Below are 16427 nucleotides of genomic sequence, written 5' to 3'. Positions count from 1 at the left end.
TTTCCGACGGCCGGACACGGGCCGTCTCGTCAGGCCCGGCACCGTTGCGCCCCGATCGTCACTACGCCCTGGGCAGCGGCGCGTCGTCCTCGTCCAGGGCACCGTCGAGAAAGTCGAGCAGTGCCCGTACCGACGGCAACTGCCCGCGGCGGCTGGGGTAGACCGCGTGGATCAGTCCGGCCCGAGGCTCCCAGCCCGGCAACACGTCCACCAGACGCCCGGCGCACAGATCGGCGCCCGCGGCCACCAACGGCAAGCGTGCCACCCCCTGGCCATCGAGCACCGCCCGGTGCAAGAGCCCCACGTCGTCGGTCACCAGCCGAGGCCGATGCTCGATGATTCGCTCCTCGCCGCCGGGACCGTCCAGGCGCCAGCGATGGCGCCGGTCCGGTTCCTCGAAGTCGAGACTGGGCCAATCGCTCAAGGCTTGCGGCGCTTCCGGCATCCCCAGGCGCGCCACCAGATCCGGTGATGCCAGCAGCCGCTGGGGGCTGCGCGACAGCCTGCGCATCACCAGTTCGCTGTCTTCCAGCGGCGGATAGCGTACCCGGATCGCCAGATCGAAGCCTTCTCGCACCACATCGACTCGGCGACTGGTCGCCACCACGTCCAGGTCGATGCGGGGACAGCGACGCAGGAACTCGGAAAACAGCGGCGTGAACAAGGTGGCGAGAAGGCTCGGCGGACAGCTCAGGCGAATGCGCCCGCGCGGTTCGGCCTGGTGGCGCTCGACCACCTCCACCGCCGCCTCGGCCTGCCACAGCATGGCCTGGCAATGCTGATAGAAGGCCTGGCCCAGTTCCGTGACCACAAACTGACGGGTGGAACGCTGAATCAGGCGGGTATCGAGGCGTGCCTCCAGCGCCGCGATACGTCGGCTGAGCCGTGACTTGGGCAGCCCCAGGGCGCGGCCCGCCGGAGCAAAACCGCCGTGGTCCACCACCTTGACGAAATAGAAGAAGTCGTTGAGATCCTGCACGGCTCGGGTCCTGTCGAGGGTGATTGAGCGCACCATCGTTTCATGTATGCAACGATGCGTCCGAATTTTGCCTACTACCGCCTACATCGTCTCGATTCTATGCTGTCACCATGACGGATCGCCAACGATCCTTCCATGACAGGAGGTGTCCCATGAAGACCATCAACGCCGTACACGCTGCCCCTCGCGGTCACTGGGTGGGCGACGGCTTCCCGGTGCGCTCGCTGTTCAGCTACGACCGCCTTGGCGCCGAGCGCATCAGCCCCTTTCTGCTGCTGGACCACGCCGGGCCTCACCACTTCGCGCCCAGCGAGCAAAAGCGTGGCGTCGGCGTGCACCCCCATCGGGGCTTCGAGACGGTGACCTTCGTGCATCGTGGCGAGGTCAGCCACCGCGATTCCTCCGGCGGGGGCGGCACCATCGGCCCGGGCGACGTTCAGTGGATGACCGCCGGCGACGGCATCCTCCACGAGGAGTTTCACTCCGAGGACTTCACTCGCCAGGGCGGCGACCTGGAGATGGTCCAGCTGTGGGTCAATCTGCCGGCGCGCCACAAGACGACCCCGGCGGCCTACCAGAACCTGACCCGTGACGAGATCCCGGTGGTGACACTACCGGGCGAGGCGGGCCAGCTCAGGGTGGTGGCCGGCGAGTACCTGGATGCACGCGGCCCGGCGCGGACCTTTACCCCGATCAACGCCTGGGAACTGGCATTGAACGAGGACGCTGAAACGACCTTGTCGCTACCCAACGGGCACACTAGCCTTCTGGTAGTGCTCGACGGCACCCTGCTGGTACAGGATCAGGAGGTCGTGCGCGGTGGCAGCGTGGTAGAGCTGTCCCGCGATGGCGAGACACTGGCCCTGGCCGCCAACACCGCCGCCCGGCTGCTGGTGCTGACCGGTGAACCGATCGACGAGCCGGTGGTGGGTCATGGCCCCTTCGTGATGAACAGCGAGGCCGAGATCCACGCCTCCATCGACGCCTTTCGACGTGGCCGGTTTGGCCGCCTCAGTACCTGAGCCCACGGCGCCCAGGCACCTGCTCCTATCGCCCTGCGACGCCTTGCGAAACACCCCGACGGCAGCCGCCGCCGGGGGCTGTACCTCCAGGCTGGATGCCGGAGACCTCTTCCAGGGAAGGCTTCCCCTGACTCCAGGAAATCGCCATGACTCGCCCCTATGTTCGTCTCGACAAGAATGACGTCACCGTGCTGCTGGTCGACCACCAGGCCGGCCTCTTGTCGGTAGCACGAGACTTCGACGCCGACGCCTTCAAGAACAACGTGTTGGCCCTGGCCGATATCGCCAGGTTCTTCGAGCTGCCGACCATCCTGACCACCAGCTTCGAGGACGGACCCAACGGTCCCATGGTCCCCGAACTCAAGGAGATGTTCCCCACCGCGCCCTACATCGCCCGCCCCGGCCAGATCAACGCCTGGGACAACGAGGAGTTCGTCGCCGCCATCGAGAAGACCGGGCGCAAGCAGCTACTGATCGCCGGGGTGGTCGCCGAGGTGTGCGTGGCCTTCCCCGCGCTGTCGGCCATCGAGGCCGGCTACGACGTCTTCGTCGTCACCGACGCCTCCGGCACCTTCAACCCGGTGACCCGCGAGGCCGCCTGGGACCGCATGAGCCAGGCCGGCGCCCAGTTGATGACCTGGTTCGGGGTGGGCTGCGAGCTGCACCGCGACTGGCGCAACGACATCGAAGGCTTCGGCGGCCTGCTGGCGTCCCACCTGCCGGCCTACGCCAACCTGATGCAGAGCTATTCGCAACAGACCCAAGGGTGAGCTTCAGGCCTGGGCGTACCGCGCCCAGGTCTTGCCCTTTCTGTCGATCCCAGCCAGGTACAGCCAAACCAGGTCTAGCCATGACCGCCCAGGAGGCCACCATGAGCCTGCACGAAACGCCCCATCGCCCATCATCTTCTTTGGACTGCCCGGTGGTCGATGGACGCCGTTGTATCCAGCGCATCGGTTCCCGGGAGGCCGACGTCGGCGGCCTGCCGATCCACCGCGTACTGCCCACCCGCGAGCGCCGCCTGATCGGCGCCTGGTGCTTTCTCGACCACGCCGGCCCCAGCATCCTGCGCGAGGGCCAGGCCATGCGGGTCGGCCCCCATCCCCACACCAGCCTGCAGACCTTTACCTGGATGCTCTCCGGCGAGGTCCACCACCGGGATAGCCTGGGCAGCGACCAGGTGATTCGCCCGGGTGAGGTCAACCTGATGACCGCCGGCCACGGCATCAGCCATACCGAAGAGAGCCTGGCGGAAACCGACAGCCTGCACGCCGCCCAGCTATGGATCGCCCTGCCCCAGGACAAGGCCGACACCGAGCCACGCTTTGATCACTACGCCGAGCTGCCGCGCTGGCGCCGCGACGGCGCCGACTTCACCCTGCTGATCGGTGAAGCCGAAGGCCATCACGCCCCCACCCTGAGCTTTTCGCCGCTGGTGGGACTCGACGTTCAGGCCAGTGACACCACGAAGCTGGCGGTGCCCCTGCGTCCCGACTTCGAATACGGCGTGCTGGTGCTGGAAGGCGGCCTCGAGCTGGATGACGAGGCCTTCGCGGTGGACGAGCTGGGGTATCTGGGACGTGGGCGAGACAGCCTCGAGATGTCGCTGTCGGCGGGCAGCCGGATCCTGTTGATCGGCGGCGAGCCGATGCAGGACGAGATCCTGATCTGGTGGAACTTCGTTGGCCATTCACGGGAAGCGATCATCCAGGCCCAGCACGACTGGGAAGCCGCCAGCGAGCGCTTTGGTGACATCCCCCAGTGGCAGGGAGCACGCCTGGAGGCACCACCGCTGCCCTGGTCTTCCTGAAAGCCGCCTTGCCGACACGCAAGGCATTCATCCAGGCGCCTTGTCCTCCTGCGCGTTCAGGCTGGCCCACCAGTCGGCGTAGGAGCTGTTGTGGGGTGCGCGTCCGGACTCATCCTCGGCGCCGTCGGACCACCACACCGGGCCACGCTCGCCCAGCGCCTCCTTGGCTGCCTGGACCTGGCGGCGCGCGGCCTTGAGCGCGTCGTCATCGTCGACCTTGTTGGCCTCCTTGACCGCGCGTCGGGCCGCCATCAGCGCCTTGACGTGGCGCTTGCGCGTGTCCTCGTCCAGGCCGGGATCGGTGCAGCGCCAGAGGCGATTGCGGGCAACAAAGTAGCGCCCATCCGGCGTTGTGGGGTACTTCACATCGACCTCCTTCTGCCATCTTGATGCGATATGTTGCAGGATGAATGCACAAGATCGGCGCTGGCAATGGCTGACAGAGCGTGCTCCATTGGCTATTGGTCCATGCCTTGCCCTTTTGCGCTTCCGTTCACACCGCAGGAGAACCCCATGAGTGACACCCGTCCCCGTATCCTGGTCTTTGCCGGCAGCGCCCGGGAGGATTCCTTCAACAAGCGTCTGGCCAGACTGATGGCACAACGCATCGACGCCCTTGGCGGTCAGGCCACCTTCATCGACCTGCGCGACTTTCCCATGCCGATCTACGACGGCGACCTGGAGGCCGGCGAGGGTCTTCCCGAGCACGCCAGCCGCCTCAAGCGGATGTTCATGGAGCATCAGGGCCTCGCCATCGCCTCCCCGGAGTACAACGGCTTCATCACACCGCTTCTGAAGAACACCATCGACTGGGTCTCGCGCCCCGACGGCGACCTGGGCGCCCTCGAGCCCTACCAAAACAAGGTGGCGGCCATCGTCGGTGCCTCACCCGGCGGGCTGGGCGGGCTACGCGCCCTGCCGCTGCTGCGTCAGCTCTTGAGCAATATCGGCGTCACGGTACTGCCGGACCAGCTTGCCGTGGGCGGCGCTGGCAGCGCCTTCCATGAAGACGGCAGCCTGGCCGACGAAGGCAAGGCCAAGGCGCTGGACAACATTTGTCAGCGCCTGGTCACCACCCTGGCACGGTCGTCACAATGACGGCCGTCGGCCCCTGACGGTCAAAGGGCTGAACGCCGGCGGACAACCGCCCGCCACCTGTCCCGTTTCAGGGCGGCTACCACAACGCTCCGATCATGATCGTCAGACACGCCAGCATGCCGATGGCGAAGACGATGGAGCGGGTCCACTGCCAGTTCAGGGCGTAGGCCAACGGGTGGAGCAGACGTGAGGTGAGAAAGACCAGCGCCGGCACGTCGAGGCTTTCAAGCTCCACCCCTGCGCCGATGGCCACCACCGCGGTGGTGGCGTAGATGATCAGCGCCTCCCAGGCGTTGGACTGGGCCGCCTGCAGCCGCGCACCGACGCCTTCAAGACGCGCCTGCTGGGCACGCGGCTGGCGATTGTCCAGGTGGCCGAACTGGCGCACACGCCAGGCGGCGCCGATCCAGGCCAGCAGGATCGGCAGCAGGGAGGCAACAAAGAGGGTGAGGAGAAAGATCGACATGGGAGGCTCCGAGGGCGAATTGTCCCCAGCATGGCACAGGGAATGGCTGACAGGCGAAGGGCCAGGCGTCAGCATGGCGGTAGTTGCCTGACACCGGGCAATACCGCATCCCCGAGGTTTCCTTCATGCCAGCGAGCCGAGCCCACGACGTCAACCACGCCCCCGATGTCCACCCTGCCCGTCATGCCGTGACCAGCCGCGCCCTGCACGCCTCGCTGGCGTTGACCATCGGTCTTCTCTACCTCACTGCCTACGGGCGCAAGTGGGTGACCACCCAGCTCGAGTCGGCCAACTGGTACCTGCTGGTGGTCCACGTCAACCTGGGGCTTTTGAGTGTGGCGCTGTCGCTCGGGCTGCTGGCGGCCCACCTGTGGCTGCCGCAGCCGCCACCCCTGGGTCTGCCACGAGTGACTCGCCTCGCCCACCGTGGCCTGCTCGCCGTGCTCCTGGCGCTGCCCGTGGCGGCCTATATCGGTACCGGCTTCGACCTCAGGGTGCTGGGCCAGTGGACACTGCCCGCGTTTCAGCGCCTGCCATTGGCAGACTCGCTCGCGGCCCTGCTCGAGGTGCCGTTGATCACCCTGATGGAGCCGTTTGGCCGCTTTCATCGTGACTGGGGCGCCGATCTGCTGCTGCCCTTTTTGCTTGGTGGCCATATCGCGGCGGCACTGTTTCACCATCTTGTGTTGAAGGACGGCGCCCTTGGCCGAATATGGTCACCGCGCCGTTGAGCGGCGCCCCATGCTCCTCGCCACCGCGGCAGAGATGCGAAGAAGCCCGCGCAGTCACCTGCGCGGGCTTTTGTGCTTCGGCCTGGAGAGCGGTCTTCAGGCCTTGGCGGGACCCTTGCGCAGCGGCACGTCCGGCACCGCCTCCATGCGCTCGCGCTCTTCGGTGATCAGCTCGAGTGCCTGGTCTTCGCTGAGCTCGGAAGCCGGGGTAAACAGACTGACCACAATACCGGCGGCCATGGCCAGGCCCACCGCCGGGATGCTCGGGTTGCCCCAGTACTCACTCCAGCTCTGCACCGAGATGACCGTCAGCGAGGTGGCGGACGCCACCACCAGCGAGGCAATCGCGCCCTGCCAGTTGTAGCGCGGCCAGAAGCGGCCCAGCACGCCGCACACGAACATGCCCGCCAGCACGGTCGCCACCATCTTGGTGATGTAGGCGATCACGTTGTCGGAGGTCAGGGCGAAGGCCAGCGCCAGGCCAATGGTGCCGACCAGGCCGACCCGCGACAGCATGACCACGCTCTTGGCCGACGGCGCACGGCCCTTGACCAGCACGTAGAGATCGCGGATCAGGGTGGTGACACCGGCGATGGCGTCACTGCTGGCGCTGGACATGGTCGCCGACAGACCAGCCACCAGCAGCAGCAGGCCCAGCCACAGCGGCAGCACCTCGGTGGCCAGATACGGGAAGGCGAAGTTGCTGTTTTCCAGGTTGGGGTTGAGGGCGTAGGTCGCCATGCCGATGATCGCCGGCACGATGGAGAACAGCATGTAAAGGCAGCCAGTCACCAGGAAGGAGCGGCGTACCGAGCCCACCGAGGCGCCGGAGTAGATGCGCTGGCGGAAGGACGGGGTTGCCAGCACGCCGACGGCGATCACCGTGATCAGCGACAGGGCGGGCACCAGGCCGACCTTGTCGATGGCCAGGAAGCTGGTCGCCGCGGCGTCCATGGAGGCGGTCATCTCGGAGAAGCCGCCCACCTCGACCACGGCCACCGCCGCCATCAAAAAGAAGCCGACAAACAGCACGATGGCCTGCACGGTGTCGGTCCAGACCACCGCCATATAGCCGCCAATGACGCAGTAGACACCGAAGCCCAGGGCCACCACCATCTTGGCCTGCCAGGCGGGGATATCCGCCATCCACGCCAGATACAGGCCGCCACCGAGGATATGGGCGCCGAGCCAGCCGATGCAGGCGACGTAGATGAACAATGCCACGACATTGCGCACGAGGCGGTTGGCCCCGACGTAGAACGACAACTCTTCGCTCATGGTCATGAAGCGGTAGCGGCGCACACCGGCGAAACACAGCGCCAGCAGCAGCACCCCGATCGAACCACCCAGACCATAGAGTGCGCCGCCCCAGCCGTTGGCGTAGCCGAAGCCCACCGCCCCCATGCTGGAACCTGTTCCCACCATGGTGGCCACGGTGGTACCGATGGTCAGGAATATCGGTACGCTGCGCCCGCCAAGGAGAAAGTCATCGCCGGTGCCGCGATCGTTCCGCGACATCCACCAGCCGAAGCCGATCATCAGGACGATGTAGACGCAAAAGGTAGCAAGGAAAAGATGACTGTTCATACAGACCTCTTATACTTGTCGTCTCGGTCGTTGCCGCGATCGAGACAGTGAACGTGAACGTTTGCTGTGCCTGGCGTCGGGTCCTTGCCGGGATCCGGCGCCTTCCTGTCGCTACGATGCGGGCATCCCTGCCCCGGTCGAGTTGCCGCTCGACGCAATATCCCTGGTTTAAGCGCGGTCGGCGCGGTAGCAGGTCAGGTCCACCTCGACCTTGCAGTCCACCACCAGATCCTGAACGCTGCAGATGCGCGCCGGCGGGTGATCCTTGAAGTACTCGGCGAACACCTTGTTGAACGACTGGAAGTAGCGCGAGTCAGTCAGCACGGCGGTGACGTGGACCACGTCCTCGATGTCGTAGCCCGCCTCGCGGGCGATGGTCAGGGCATTCTCGAAGGCCAGTCGGCTCTGCTCGACGATGCCGCCTTCCACCACTTCTCCATCGGTCATCGGGGTCTGACCGGACACCTTCAGCCAGCCGCCGGCTTCCACCGCGCGGGAGAAGGGAAGTTTCTGGCCGCCGGTACCGACGCCGCCTTCGGCGCCATAACGCTTGATCGTCATGTCAATGTCTCCTGAAAAATACTGATGCAATAAACGTGGCTAGAGTGGCGTGGCCGCAAGGCGCACGCTTCGGCGCAACATGCGCCCGGATCGTTGGCCCGACGCCTGACCGTTGGCGTAGGCCGTCGTGCCGTTGACCAGCACCCGAAGGATGCCGCTGGCGGGCGTCTTCGGCTGGTCATAGGTGGCGCTATCTTCCAGGCGCTCGAGATCCAGAAGGACCAGATCGGCGAAGGCGCCTGGACGAATCACACCGCGGTCTTCCAGGCCAAAGGTGGCGGCGGAAAGACCGGTCATCTTGCGTACCGCCTCGGCCGGCGGCATCAGTGCCAGGTCGCGGCTGTAGTGGGCCAGCACGCGGGGAAAGGCGCCCCACAGGCGCGGGTGCGGATGCGGGTCATTGGGTAGGCCGTCGGAGCCGACCATGGTCAAGGGGTGCGCCAGCACCTGGCGCATGTCGTCCTCGCTCATGTTGTGATAGACCGCGCCGGCGGGCTGCAGGCGCCTGGCCGCGTCCATCAGTGACAGCCCCCAGTCGGCGGCGATGTCGGCCAGCGGCCGACGCGCCTGCTCCGGATGCGGCTTCGACCAGGTGATGGTGATGTCGATCTCGTCGGTGACCTGCCCCAGATCCAGGGTCGAGGAACCGGCGGTATAGGGGTAGCAGTCGCAGTGGACACGCTGGCGGCTGGCGGCCTCGGTCAACTGCGCCAGGGCCCGTGGCGCCTGGCCCCAGTTACCGGCACCGGCGCACTTCAGGTGCGAGATCACCAGCGGTGCACGGGCTTCGGCGGCGGTGGCAAAGGCCTCGTCCATCGCCTCGGCCTGTCCGGCGAACTCGTCACGCAGGTGGGTGGTGTAGATGCCGCCCGCCTCGCTGACCGCGCGCACCAGGGCACCGACCTCGGCGCTTGGCGCCTGACGGGCGTTGCGATAGGCAAGCCCGGTGCTCATGCCGATGGCCCCCTCGGCCAGCGCCTGTTCCAGAGCAAGGCGCATGGCGGCGATCTCGTCGTCGCGGGCCGGCCGCTCGTAGTCATCCATCACCAGTGAGCGCAGGCTGGTATGCCCCACCAGCGCCGCCACATTGACCGCCGGGCAGGCCGTCGCCACGGCATCGGCGTAGGCGGAGAAGCTGGGGTAGGCGAAATCCTCGGCGTCGCCCAGCAGGTTCATCGGATCGGGCACCTCGCTGCCGCGTAGCGTGACCGGCGAGGCGCTGATGCCGCAGTTGCCGACCACCACCGTGGTCACCCCCTGGCTCAGCTTCGGCAGCATCTCGGGGGTGCGCACCACATTGGTGTCGTCGTGGGTGTGAACGTCGATGAATCCCGGGGTCAGCACCAGCCCCTCGGCCTGCACCACCTCGCTGGCCTCGTGCCCGGCGAGATCCCCCACCGCCACGATACGATCCCCCTTGATCGCGACATCCGCGATACGAGGATCTGCGCCGGTGCCATCCAGCAGCGTGGCGCGACGAATCAAGAGGTCATGGTGCATGTCAGTCTCCCAGCGGCTGGCGATTGTCACCGCCGCGATGGTCATCAAGTGCAATCTTCAAACGCCTGAGCTTGGTGCGTGCCTGGTCGCGATGACGCATGGCCAGCTCCAGCGCCAGCACGTCGATGGCGGCCATCAACGCATAGCGCGACGCCGAAGGGTGAAGAATGAAATCGGTCTCCCGGGCGGCGATCGGCAGCACCACGTTGGCGGCGGCGGCAAGCGGAGACCCCACGGCGGTGATGGCGATCACCTGGGCCCCGTACTGACTGGCGATCTGGGCCGACTCGACCATCTCCGGGGTGTAGCCGGACACCGACAGCACCACCACTACGTCCTCGGGCTCCAGGGTGGCGGCCACCATCCTCGGCAGCAGACCGTGAGGATAGGCGCTGACCGCATAGCCCAGGCGCATCAGGCGAAACTGCAGCTCCTGGCACATCACGCTGGAGCCGCCGCCACTGCCGAAGGTCAGGATCTGGCGGGCATTGTCGAGTCGCTCCACCGCGCCTTCGATATCGGCCTCTAACAGCAACTCGCGGTTGAGCGCCAGGGTCTGGGCGGCAACGTCGTAGACGATGCTCGATCCCCGGGCGGGATCGGCGTCCTCGATAAAGCGACGACCGGCGGCCAGGGCACGGGTCAGGCGCAGCTTGAGGTCACGCACGTTGTCGCAGTCCACCGAGCGGGCGAAGCGGGTCACGGTGGCGTCACTGACGCCTGATCGCCGGGCGATCTCGCTGATGCTGGCCTCTGCCACGAAGTCGATGTCGTCGAAGATCAGCTCCGCCACCTTGCGCTCCGACTCGCTAAGGGAGCGAACCACCGCGGTGATGCGCGACAGGATATCGATCTGTTGACTCACGGCTTGCCTCCCTCCGTTGCGACGTTGCCAGATCACGAAGCCTGTCCAGGGCCCTCGTCATCTGCGGTATCCTTACGCTATGTTAGTTTCTAACAACCATCCACAGTTTTTTGAAAATTTCCGACAATGGTCGTAGTCAGATCAATCTTCGAACATTGCCAATCGTCCGGCGCGGCGTAACATGAGCCGCGTTCCGCCTTCAGGAGAACTTCCATGGCCCACTCCCCCTCTTCCTCTTCCTTCGATGCCAAGGGTTGCCACAAGGGCACCCTGGAAACCGGCGACCGGCTGCTGGCCGACGTCAGCCTGCCGGCGGCGGTGATCCACCAGGCGCCGCTCGCCCACAATCTGGCATGGATGCAGGACTTCGCCCGCCGCCACGGCGCCGAGCTTGCGCCCCACGGCAAGACCACCATGACCCCGGCGCTGTTCCGGCGGCAGCTCGAGGCCGGCGCCTGGGGCATCACCCTGGCCACCCTGCCCCAGTGCCGCGCCGCCTTCGCCGAGGGCGCCCAGCGACTACTGGTGGCCAACCAGATGGTCGGTCAGGCCAACATGGCCATCGCCGCCGACCTGATCCGCGCCGGTGCCGAGCTCTATGTCACCGTCGACAGCGCCGAGAACCTGGACCAATTAGGCGCCTTTTTCGGGGCGGCCGGCATCTCCCTGAATATCCTGATCGAGGTAGGCGTCGAAGGGGGAAGGTGCGGACTTCGCAATGATGACGAGGTAATGGCGCTGGCCCGCCGGGCAGCTACCCTGCCCGGCATAGCCCTGGCAGGTCTGGAGGGGTATGAGGGTGTGGTCCATGGCGACGATCCGGTGGCCGGTATCCGTCGCTACGCCCAGCGCCTGGTCGACGGCGTCAAGCGACTGGCCGACGAAGGCCTGGTCGATCGCGACAAGCCCATCGTTACGGCGTCGGGGTCGGCCTGGTACGACCTGATCGCCGAAGCCTTCCGCGACGGTGGACTCGAAGGCCGCTTCACCCCGGTGCTGCGCCCGGGCTGCTACGTGGTCCACGACCACGGCATCTACCGCGAGGCCCAGGCCGGCGTGCTGTCCCGGCGCCAGGACCTGCACCAGGGGCTTGAGCCGGCGCTGGAGGTGTTCGCACAGGTGCAGTCGCTGCCCGAGCCGGGGCTGGCCATCGTGGCACTGGGCAAGCGCGATATCGGCTTCGACCTGGCGCCCGAGGTGCTCAGGCGCTATCGCGAAGGCGGACAGGCCAGCGAGCAGCTGTCGGTGGAAGGCTGGCAAGTCGTCAAGCAGATGGATCAGCACACCTTTATCCAGCTACCGGACAGCGCCCGCGACGTGCGCATCGGTGACGTGCTGGCCTTCGGCGCTTCGCACCCCTGCATGACCTTCGACAAGTGGCGCCAGCTCCATCTGGTCGATGACGCGCTCAGGGTCGTCGATACCTGGGCGACGCGCTTCTAGACACTCTGACAAGCGAACGACCAAGGGGCGGGCGGAAACCATCCACCCGCCCCGCTCCTGCAATCTTTGCCGCAGCGCTGACGGCACGACCGATCGACGCCCTTCGCCTCTGCGCTCAATTTTCTGGCCACGCCCCCGACATACACTGACAGCGACCACCGGGCATCGCTCGGATCAAGAGGGCTGACAGCAAGGGAAGCCGATGGCCAAGAATGTCGCGCTGTTCTTCGATGGCACCTGGCAGGTGCCGGACATGGACCTGGAAGACGGTGACACCAACACCAACGTCAGCCGGCTCTACCAGGCGGTGGCCGACAACCCCATGGCCGAGGGCGGCACCGTCAAGCGCTACTACCATGGCGTCGGCAGTGACCTGCACTGGTACGACCGCCTGGTGGCAGGCGCCACCGGACTCGGGCTATCGGAAATTCTGGTCGAGGCGTACGTCGAGCTGGTCGAACTGTTGCGCCCGGACGACCGGCTGTTCCTGTTCGGCTTCAGCCGAGGCGCCTACACCGCGCGAAGCCTGAGCGGGATGCTTCACACCAGCGGTCTGCTGCACCCCGAACACCGGCAGTTGGCGGGACGCGCCTACGCGCTTTACCGCGATCGAAGACGTGGCCCGCAATCCGCCGAGGCTCGACGCTTCGCCTCGCGCTACGCCTGGGTGCCGGAGATCCACATGATCGGTGTGTGGGACACCGTGGGCAGCCTGGGGATTCCACTCAGGAGCTTTGCCGCCTTCAACCGCCGCCGATTCGAGTTCCATGACACCCGCCTGAGCCCGCTGGTGCGCCACGCCTACCAGGCGCTGGCGATCGACGAGCACCGCAAGGCCTTCGCCCCCACCCTGTGGTCGCCGCAGACCACCACCTCCACCCTCGAGCAGGTATGGTTTCCCGGCGCCCACTCCAACGTCGGCGGAGGCTACCGGGACCGCGTGCTGTCGGACGTCAGCCTGGACTGGATGATGGGCCGCGCCTGCGAACAGGGGCTGCCGCTGCTGCCTGACAGCCGCCCCTTGCTTGGTTCACCACCGCGCGAGGACGACATCGTCGACTCCTACCAGAGGTTTCTTTCGCGCCTCTATCGGCTGATCTCGCCCCGGCGCTATCTGCGGCGCATCGGCTTTGCCTCCTTCGGCAACGAGACGCTGCACCCGAGCGTCGCCACCCGTCGTCTTGCCCTGCCCGACTATCGGCCCGCCAACCCGATCCACCCGCGTCTTGCGGCGACGCCGCCATCCACTTCGACACCGACTGCCCCCGAGTGATGGCGCGAGCGCCTGCCACGGATACGACAACGCCCACTCGCAAGGAGTGGGCGTTGTCGGTGGCCTGAGGCGCTCTCCCTCGTCGGGGGTCCGAGGCCGACGCTGCGCTTGCTGGACGAGTCTGGCCTCGAGAGCGCGCTAGTTCGAGGGGAAGTTGAACTGCGCGCTTTCCCTGTCCTGGCTCCTCGGCCAGCGCTGGGAGATGGCCTTGCGCCGGGTGTAGAAGCGCACGGCGTCGGGGCCATAGGCATGCAGATCGCCGAACAGCGACTCCTTCCAGCCGCCGAAGCTGTGGAAGGCCACCGGCACCGGCAGCGGTACGTTGATGCCGACCATGCCGACCTCGATGGCGTCGGCGAAGCGACGCGCGGCCTCGCCATCCCGGGTGAACACGCAGGTGCCGTTGCCGTACTGGTGGGCGTTGATCAGCGCAATGGCCTCATCGTAGCTGGCGACACGCACGACGCACAGCACCGGCCCAAATATCTCGTCACGATAGACGCTCATCTCGGGCGTGACCCGGTCGAGCAGGCTCGCGCCCAGGAAGTAGCCCGGTGACGACTCGACCAGCGGATGCTCGCGCCCATCCACCACCAGCTCGGCCCCGGCGTCGACGCCCTGCTGGAGATAGCCCGCCACCTTGTCGCGGTGCCCGGCGTTGACCAGCGCACCCATATCCAGGCCGCGCTCGGTGCCGGCACCGATCTTGAGTTCCCGAGCCTCCTGCGAGAGCCGTTCGACCAGGGCATCGGCGGTGTCATCGCCGACACACACCGCCACGCTGATCGCCATGCAGCGCTCACCGGCACTGCCGTAGGCGGCCCCGATCAGGGTGCTGGCGGCGTTGTCCAGATCGGCATCGGGCAGTACCACGGCGTGGTTCTTGGCGCCACCGAGCGCCTGGACGCGCTTGCCATTCTCGGCGCCACGCTGGTAGATCGCCTTGGCCACCGGGGTCGAGCCGACGAAGGACACCGCCTTCACATCCGGCGCATCGATCAGCGCCTCGACCACCTCACGGTCGCCGTGGACCACGCTGAACAGGCCGTCTGGCAGACCGGCTTCGGTGAGCAGCTCGGCCATCTTGAGCGCCGCCGACGGCACCTGCTCGGAGGGCTTGAGGATAAAGGCGTTGCCGCAGGCCAGCGCCATCGGATACATCCACAGCGGCACCATGGCCGGGAAGTTGAACGGCGTGATCCCGGCCACGATGCCCAGCGGCTGATGATTGGACCAGGTGTCGATGGCCGGCCCGGCGTTGTGGGAGTACTCCCCCTTGAGCAGCTCCGGCGCGCCGCAGGCGTACTCGACGTTCTCGATACCGCGCTTGAGTTCGCCCATGGCGTCTTCAAGCACCTTGCCGTGCTCTTCGCTGACCAGCGCGCAGATCTCGTCGGCGTCACGCTCGAGCAGCGCCTTGAAGCGGTACATCACCTGGGCGCGCTTGGCCGGCGGCGTGTCGCGCCAGGCCGGCTGGGCGCGGCGGGCCGCCTCGATGGCACTCTCGACGGTAGCAGCGTCCCCCAGGGCGACACGACCGACCGGCTCGGCGGTGGCCGGGTTGATGACATCCAGATGGCGCTGCGACGGCTGTGACTCACCGCCGATCCAATGATTCACGTCTTTCATCAAAACTCTCGATATGACTTTCTGAAAAGGCGTCAGCGCCGGGCGGCCATCTCGCGTGGGGCCCGGCGCAGCATGGTACGCAGATGATGCGGCTCAGAACTGGCGGTCGAGCAGCGCCTCGTCGAAGGGATAGCGGGACAGCTTTTCCACACCGCTGTCGGTGATCAGCACTTCTTCTTCCAGCTTGACCCCGTCGGCGGCCCCCACCTCGCCGATGTAGCTCTCCACGGACACCACCATGCCGGGTTCGAGAACGCCATCCTTGGAGAAGCGATCGAAGTCCATATGGTGGGCGACCAACGGGGTTTCACCGTGCATGCCGACGCCGTGGATGATGGAGGGATAGCGACGGTCGAGGAAGCGCTCGGGGATCTTCCAGGCCTGCTCGGCGATCTCGCGATAGCTCATGCCCGGCTTCAAGATGCCCATGTTGTGGTGCACCTGGTCGTAGGCCATGCGATACAGCTCCTTCTGGTAGGCGCTGGGGCGATTCGGGCCGACGTGGAAGGTACGCGAGAAGTCCGAATAGTAGCCGTGACAACCGATGGTATCGGTGTCCAGCGCCACCAGCTCGCCCGGACGAATGACCCGGTCACTGGCCTCATTGAACCAGGGATTGGTGCGCGGGCCGGACGACAGCAGACGGGTCTCGATGAACTCGCCGCCCTGGCGGATGACGTTGCCGTACATGATCGCGAACAGCTCGTTCTCGGTGATGCCCGGCTTGATCGCCGCCTCGACCTCGGCCACCGCGGCCTCGCTGCCGGCCATGGACTGGGCCAGACAGGCGATCTCCTCGGGGGTCTTGATGCGCCGGCAGTGCAGGGTGTCCTGCATGCAGTCGAAGACCTCGAGGCCCTGGGCCTCGAGTGAGCGCGCCAGGTTGAGCGCACAGCGATCCAGCCCGATCTTGCGGTTGCCGCGTCCGTGCTCTTCGATCAGTTCGGCGATCTCCACACCGAAGGGGTCCGAAGAGAGGTTGTCGCGCTGGTTGACGGCGGACCACACCACCTTGGACGTGCGCGATTCATCGATGGTCTCGAGCCAGGTAGAGACGTGGGCGCTGCCCGGGTACTCGAACAGGATCACCGGCCCTTCCAGCGGCACATAGATGTAGCGGGTCGAGTTGCGCAGGAAGTAGCCGAACATGTTGCGCGAACCGGTGGCATAGCGCTGGTTGTTGGGGTCGAACAGCACCATGGCGGCGTAGCCTTGCTCCGCCATCGTCGCGCGCAGCCGCGCCAGGCGCCCGGCGCGCAGCTGCCTGGGATCGAAGGCGGTGGGGATGCTGTCGCCGTTGGCCATCGGCGCAGAGGGCACGACCGGAATATGGTCCGGCTCGTTGTCGGTCAGGTTGTCGAAATCGACGATGCTCATGTCAGGGTCCTGTTCGAATATGGCGGGGTCGCAAGGGGCACAGGCCGAGCCTCTACATGCTCGGCTTCGATGTCATCGGCGTGGGC

The 16427-nt window shown here is 66.4% G+C and carries 16 protein-coding genes; 7 read left to right on the top strand and 9 right to left on the bottom strand.

All coding sequences use genetic code 11. The features are described 5' to 3' along the window. Positions 1 to 61 precede the first annotated feature (61 nt). Positions 62 to 979, bottom strand: a complete 918-nt coding sequence (locus NFH97_RS15825; protein WP_348814544.1) for a LysR substrate-binding domain-containing protein — start codon at positions 977 to 979, stop codon at positions 62 to 64. A gap of 152 nt (positions 980 to 1131) precedes the next feature. Between NFH97_RS15825 and NFH97_RS15820 the strand changes: the two genes are divergently transcribed. The 3 genes from NFH97_RS15820 (at position 1132) to NFH97_RS15810 (ending at position 3811) form a co-directional block, all read left to right on the top strand. Further along, a complete protein-coding gene (locus NFH97_RS15820; protein ID WP_349625111.1) occupies positions 1132 to 2001 on the top strand; it encodes a pirin family protein in 870 nt (289 codons plus the stop codon). A gap of 146 nt (positions 2002 to 2147) precedes the next feature. Then, positions 2148 to 2771, top strand: coding sequence for an isochorismate family cysteine hydrolase YcaC (gene ycaC, locus NFH97_RS15815; RefSeq protein ID WP_349625110.1), 624 nt, complete (start codon positions 2148 to 2150; stop codon positions 2769 to 2771). 101 nt (positions 2772 to 2872) lie between these two features. Further along, positions 2873 to 3811 (top strand): pirin family protein, encoded by a 939-nt coding sequence (locus NFH97_RS15810; protein ID WP_349625109.1) that lies wholly within the window; start codon positions 2873 to 2875, stop codon positions 3809 to 3811. 27 nt (positions 3812 to 3838) lie between these two features. Here the strand turns inward: NFH97_RS15810 and NFH97_RS15805 are convergent, their stop codons facing one another. Next, positions 3839 to 4177, bottom strand: a complete 339-nt coding sequence (locus tag NFH97_RS15805) for a hypothetical protein (protein ID WP_222568481.1) — start codon at positions 4175 to 4177, stop codon at positions 3839 to 3841. Positions 4178 to 4324: 147 nt separating this feature from the next. On the opposite strand from NFH97_RS15805, the gene NFH97_RS15800 reads away from it, so the two are divergent. Next, positions 4325 to 4909 carry an NADPH-dependent FMN reductase gene (locus NFH97_RS15800; RefSeq protein WP_348814547.1) on the top strand — a complete coding sequence of 195 codons (585 nt, stop codon included), beginning with the start codon at positions 4325 to 4327 and terminating at the stop codon, positions 4907 to 4909. A 76-nt stretch (positions 4910 to 4985) separates the two neighbouring features. Here NFH97_RS15800 and NFH97_RS15795 read toward each other — a convergent pair whose 3' ends face one another. After that, entirely contained in the window at positions 4986 to 5375 is a 390-nt protein-coding gene (locus NFH97_RS15795) for an MAPEG family protein (protein WP_349625108.1), read from the bottom strand. 125 nt (positions 5376 to 5500) lie between these two features. Between NFH97_RS15795 and NFH97_RS15790 the strand changes: the two genes are divergently transcribed. Beyond that, on the top strand, positions 5501 to 6106 hold the full coding sequence (locus NFH97_RS15790; RefSeq protein ID WP_349625107.1) for a cytochrome b/b6 domain-containing protein: 606 nt from the start codon (positions 5501 to 5503) through the stop codon (positions 6104 to 6106). Positions 6107 to 6202: 96 nt separating this feature from the next. On the opposite strand, the gene NFH97_RS15785 is transcribed toward NFH97_RS15790, so the two are convergent. The 4 genes from NFH97_RS15785 to NFH97_RS15770 form a co-directional block, all read right to left on the bottom strand. Then, positions 6203 to 7693 (bottom strand): sodium:solute symporter family protein, encoded by a 1491-nt coding sequence (locus tag NFH97_RS15785; RefSeq protein WP_349625106.1) that lies wholly within the window; start codon positions 7691 to 7693, stop codon positions 6203 to 6205. 168 nt (positions 7694 to 7861) lie between these two features. Further along, positions 7862 to 8254 (bottom strand): RidA family protein, encoded by a 393-nt coding sequence (locus tag NFH97_RS15780; RefSeq protein WP_045995074.1) that lies wholly within the window; start codon positions 8252 to 8254, stop codon positions 7862 to 7864. Between the two features lie 39 nt (positions 8255 to 8293). Further along, entirely contained in the window at positions 8294 to 9754 is a 1461-nt protein-coding gene (locus NFH97_RS15775; protein ID WP_349625105.1) for an N-acyl-D-amino-acid deacylase family protein, read from the bottom strand. 1 nt (position 9755) lies between these two features. After that, a complete protein-coding gene (locus tag NFH97_RS15770) occupies positions 9756 to 10619 on the bottom strand; it encodes a MurR/RpiR family transcriptional regulator (protein ID WP_108449141.1) in 864 nt (287 codons plus the stop codon). A gap of 213 nt (positions 10620 to 10832) precedes the next feature. Between NFH97_RS15770 and NFH97_RS15765 the strand changes: the two genes are divergently transcribed. Then, entirely contained in the window at positions 10833 to 12062 is a 1230-nt protein-coding gene (locus tag NFH97_RS15765; protein ID WP_349625104.1) for an amino acid deaminase, read from the top strand. A gap of 202 nt (positions 12063 to 12264) precedes the next feature. Further along, positions 12265 to 13335 carry a T6SS phospholipase effector Tle1-like catalytic domain-containing protein gene (locus tag NFH97_RS15760; protein ID WP_349625103.1) on the top strand — a complete coding sequence of 357 codons (1071 nt, stop codon included), beginning with the start codon at positions 12265 to 12267 and terminating at the stop codon, positions 13333 to 13335. 138 nt (positions 13336 to 13473) lie between these two features. On the opposite strand, the gene NFH97_RS15755 is transcribed toward NFH97_RS15760, so the two are convergent. Together NFH97_RS15755 and NFH97_RS15750 are read right to left on the bottom strand one after the other, a co-directional pair. After that, positions 13474 to 14964 carry a CoA-acylating methylmalonate-semialdehyde dehydrogenase gene (locus NFH97_RS15755; RefSeq protein ID WP_349625102.1) on the bottom strand — a complete coding sequence of 497 codons (1491 nt, stop codon included), beginning with the start codon at positions 14962 to 14964 and terminating at the stop codon, positions 13474 to 13476. 93 nt (positions 14965 to 15057) lie between these two features. Beyond that, complete coding sequence (locus tag NFH97_RS15750; protein ID WP_045991823.1) at positions 15058 to 16341, bottom strand: M24 family metallopeptidase; 1284 nt, start codon at positions 16339 to 16341, stop codon at positions 15058 to 15060. Positions 16342 to 16427 lie beyond the last annotated feature (86 nt).

Origin of the sequence: Halomonas sp. SCS19 (assembly GCF_040147015.1) — a bacterium.
Classification (GTDB): Bacteria; Pseudomonadota; Gammaproteobacteria; order Pseudomonadales; family Halomonadaceae; genus Halomonas; species Halomonas litopenaei.
The sequence above is the reverse complement of the archived record's forward strand: the minus strand, read 5'-3'. Positions and strand labels throughout refer to the sequence as shown.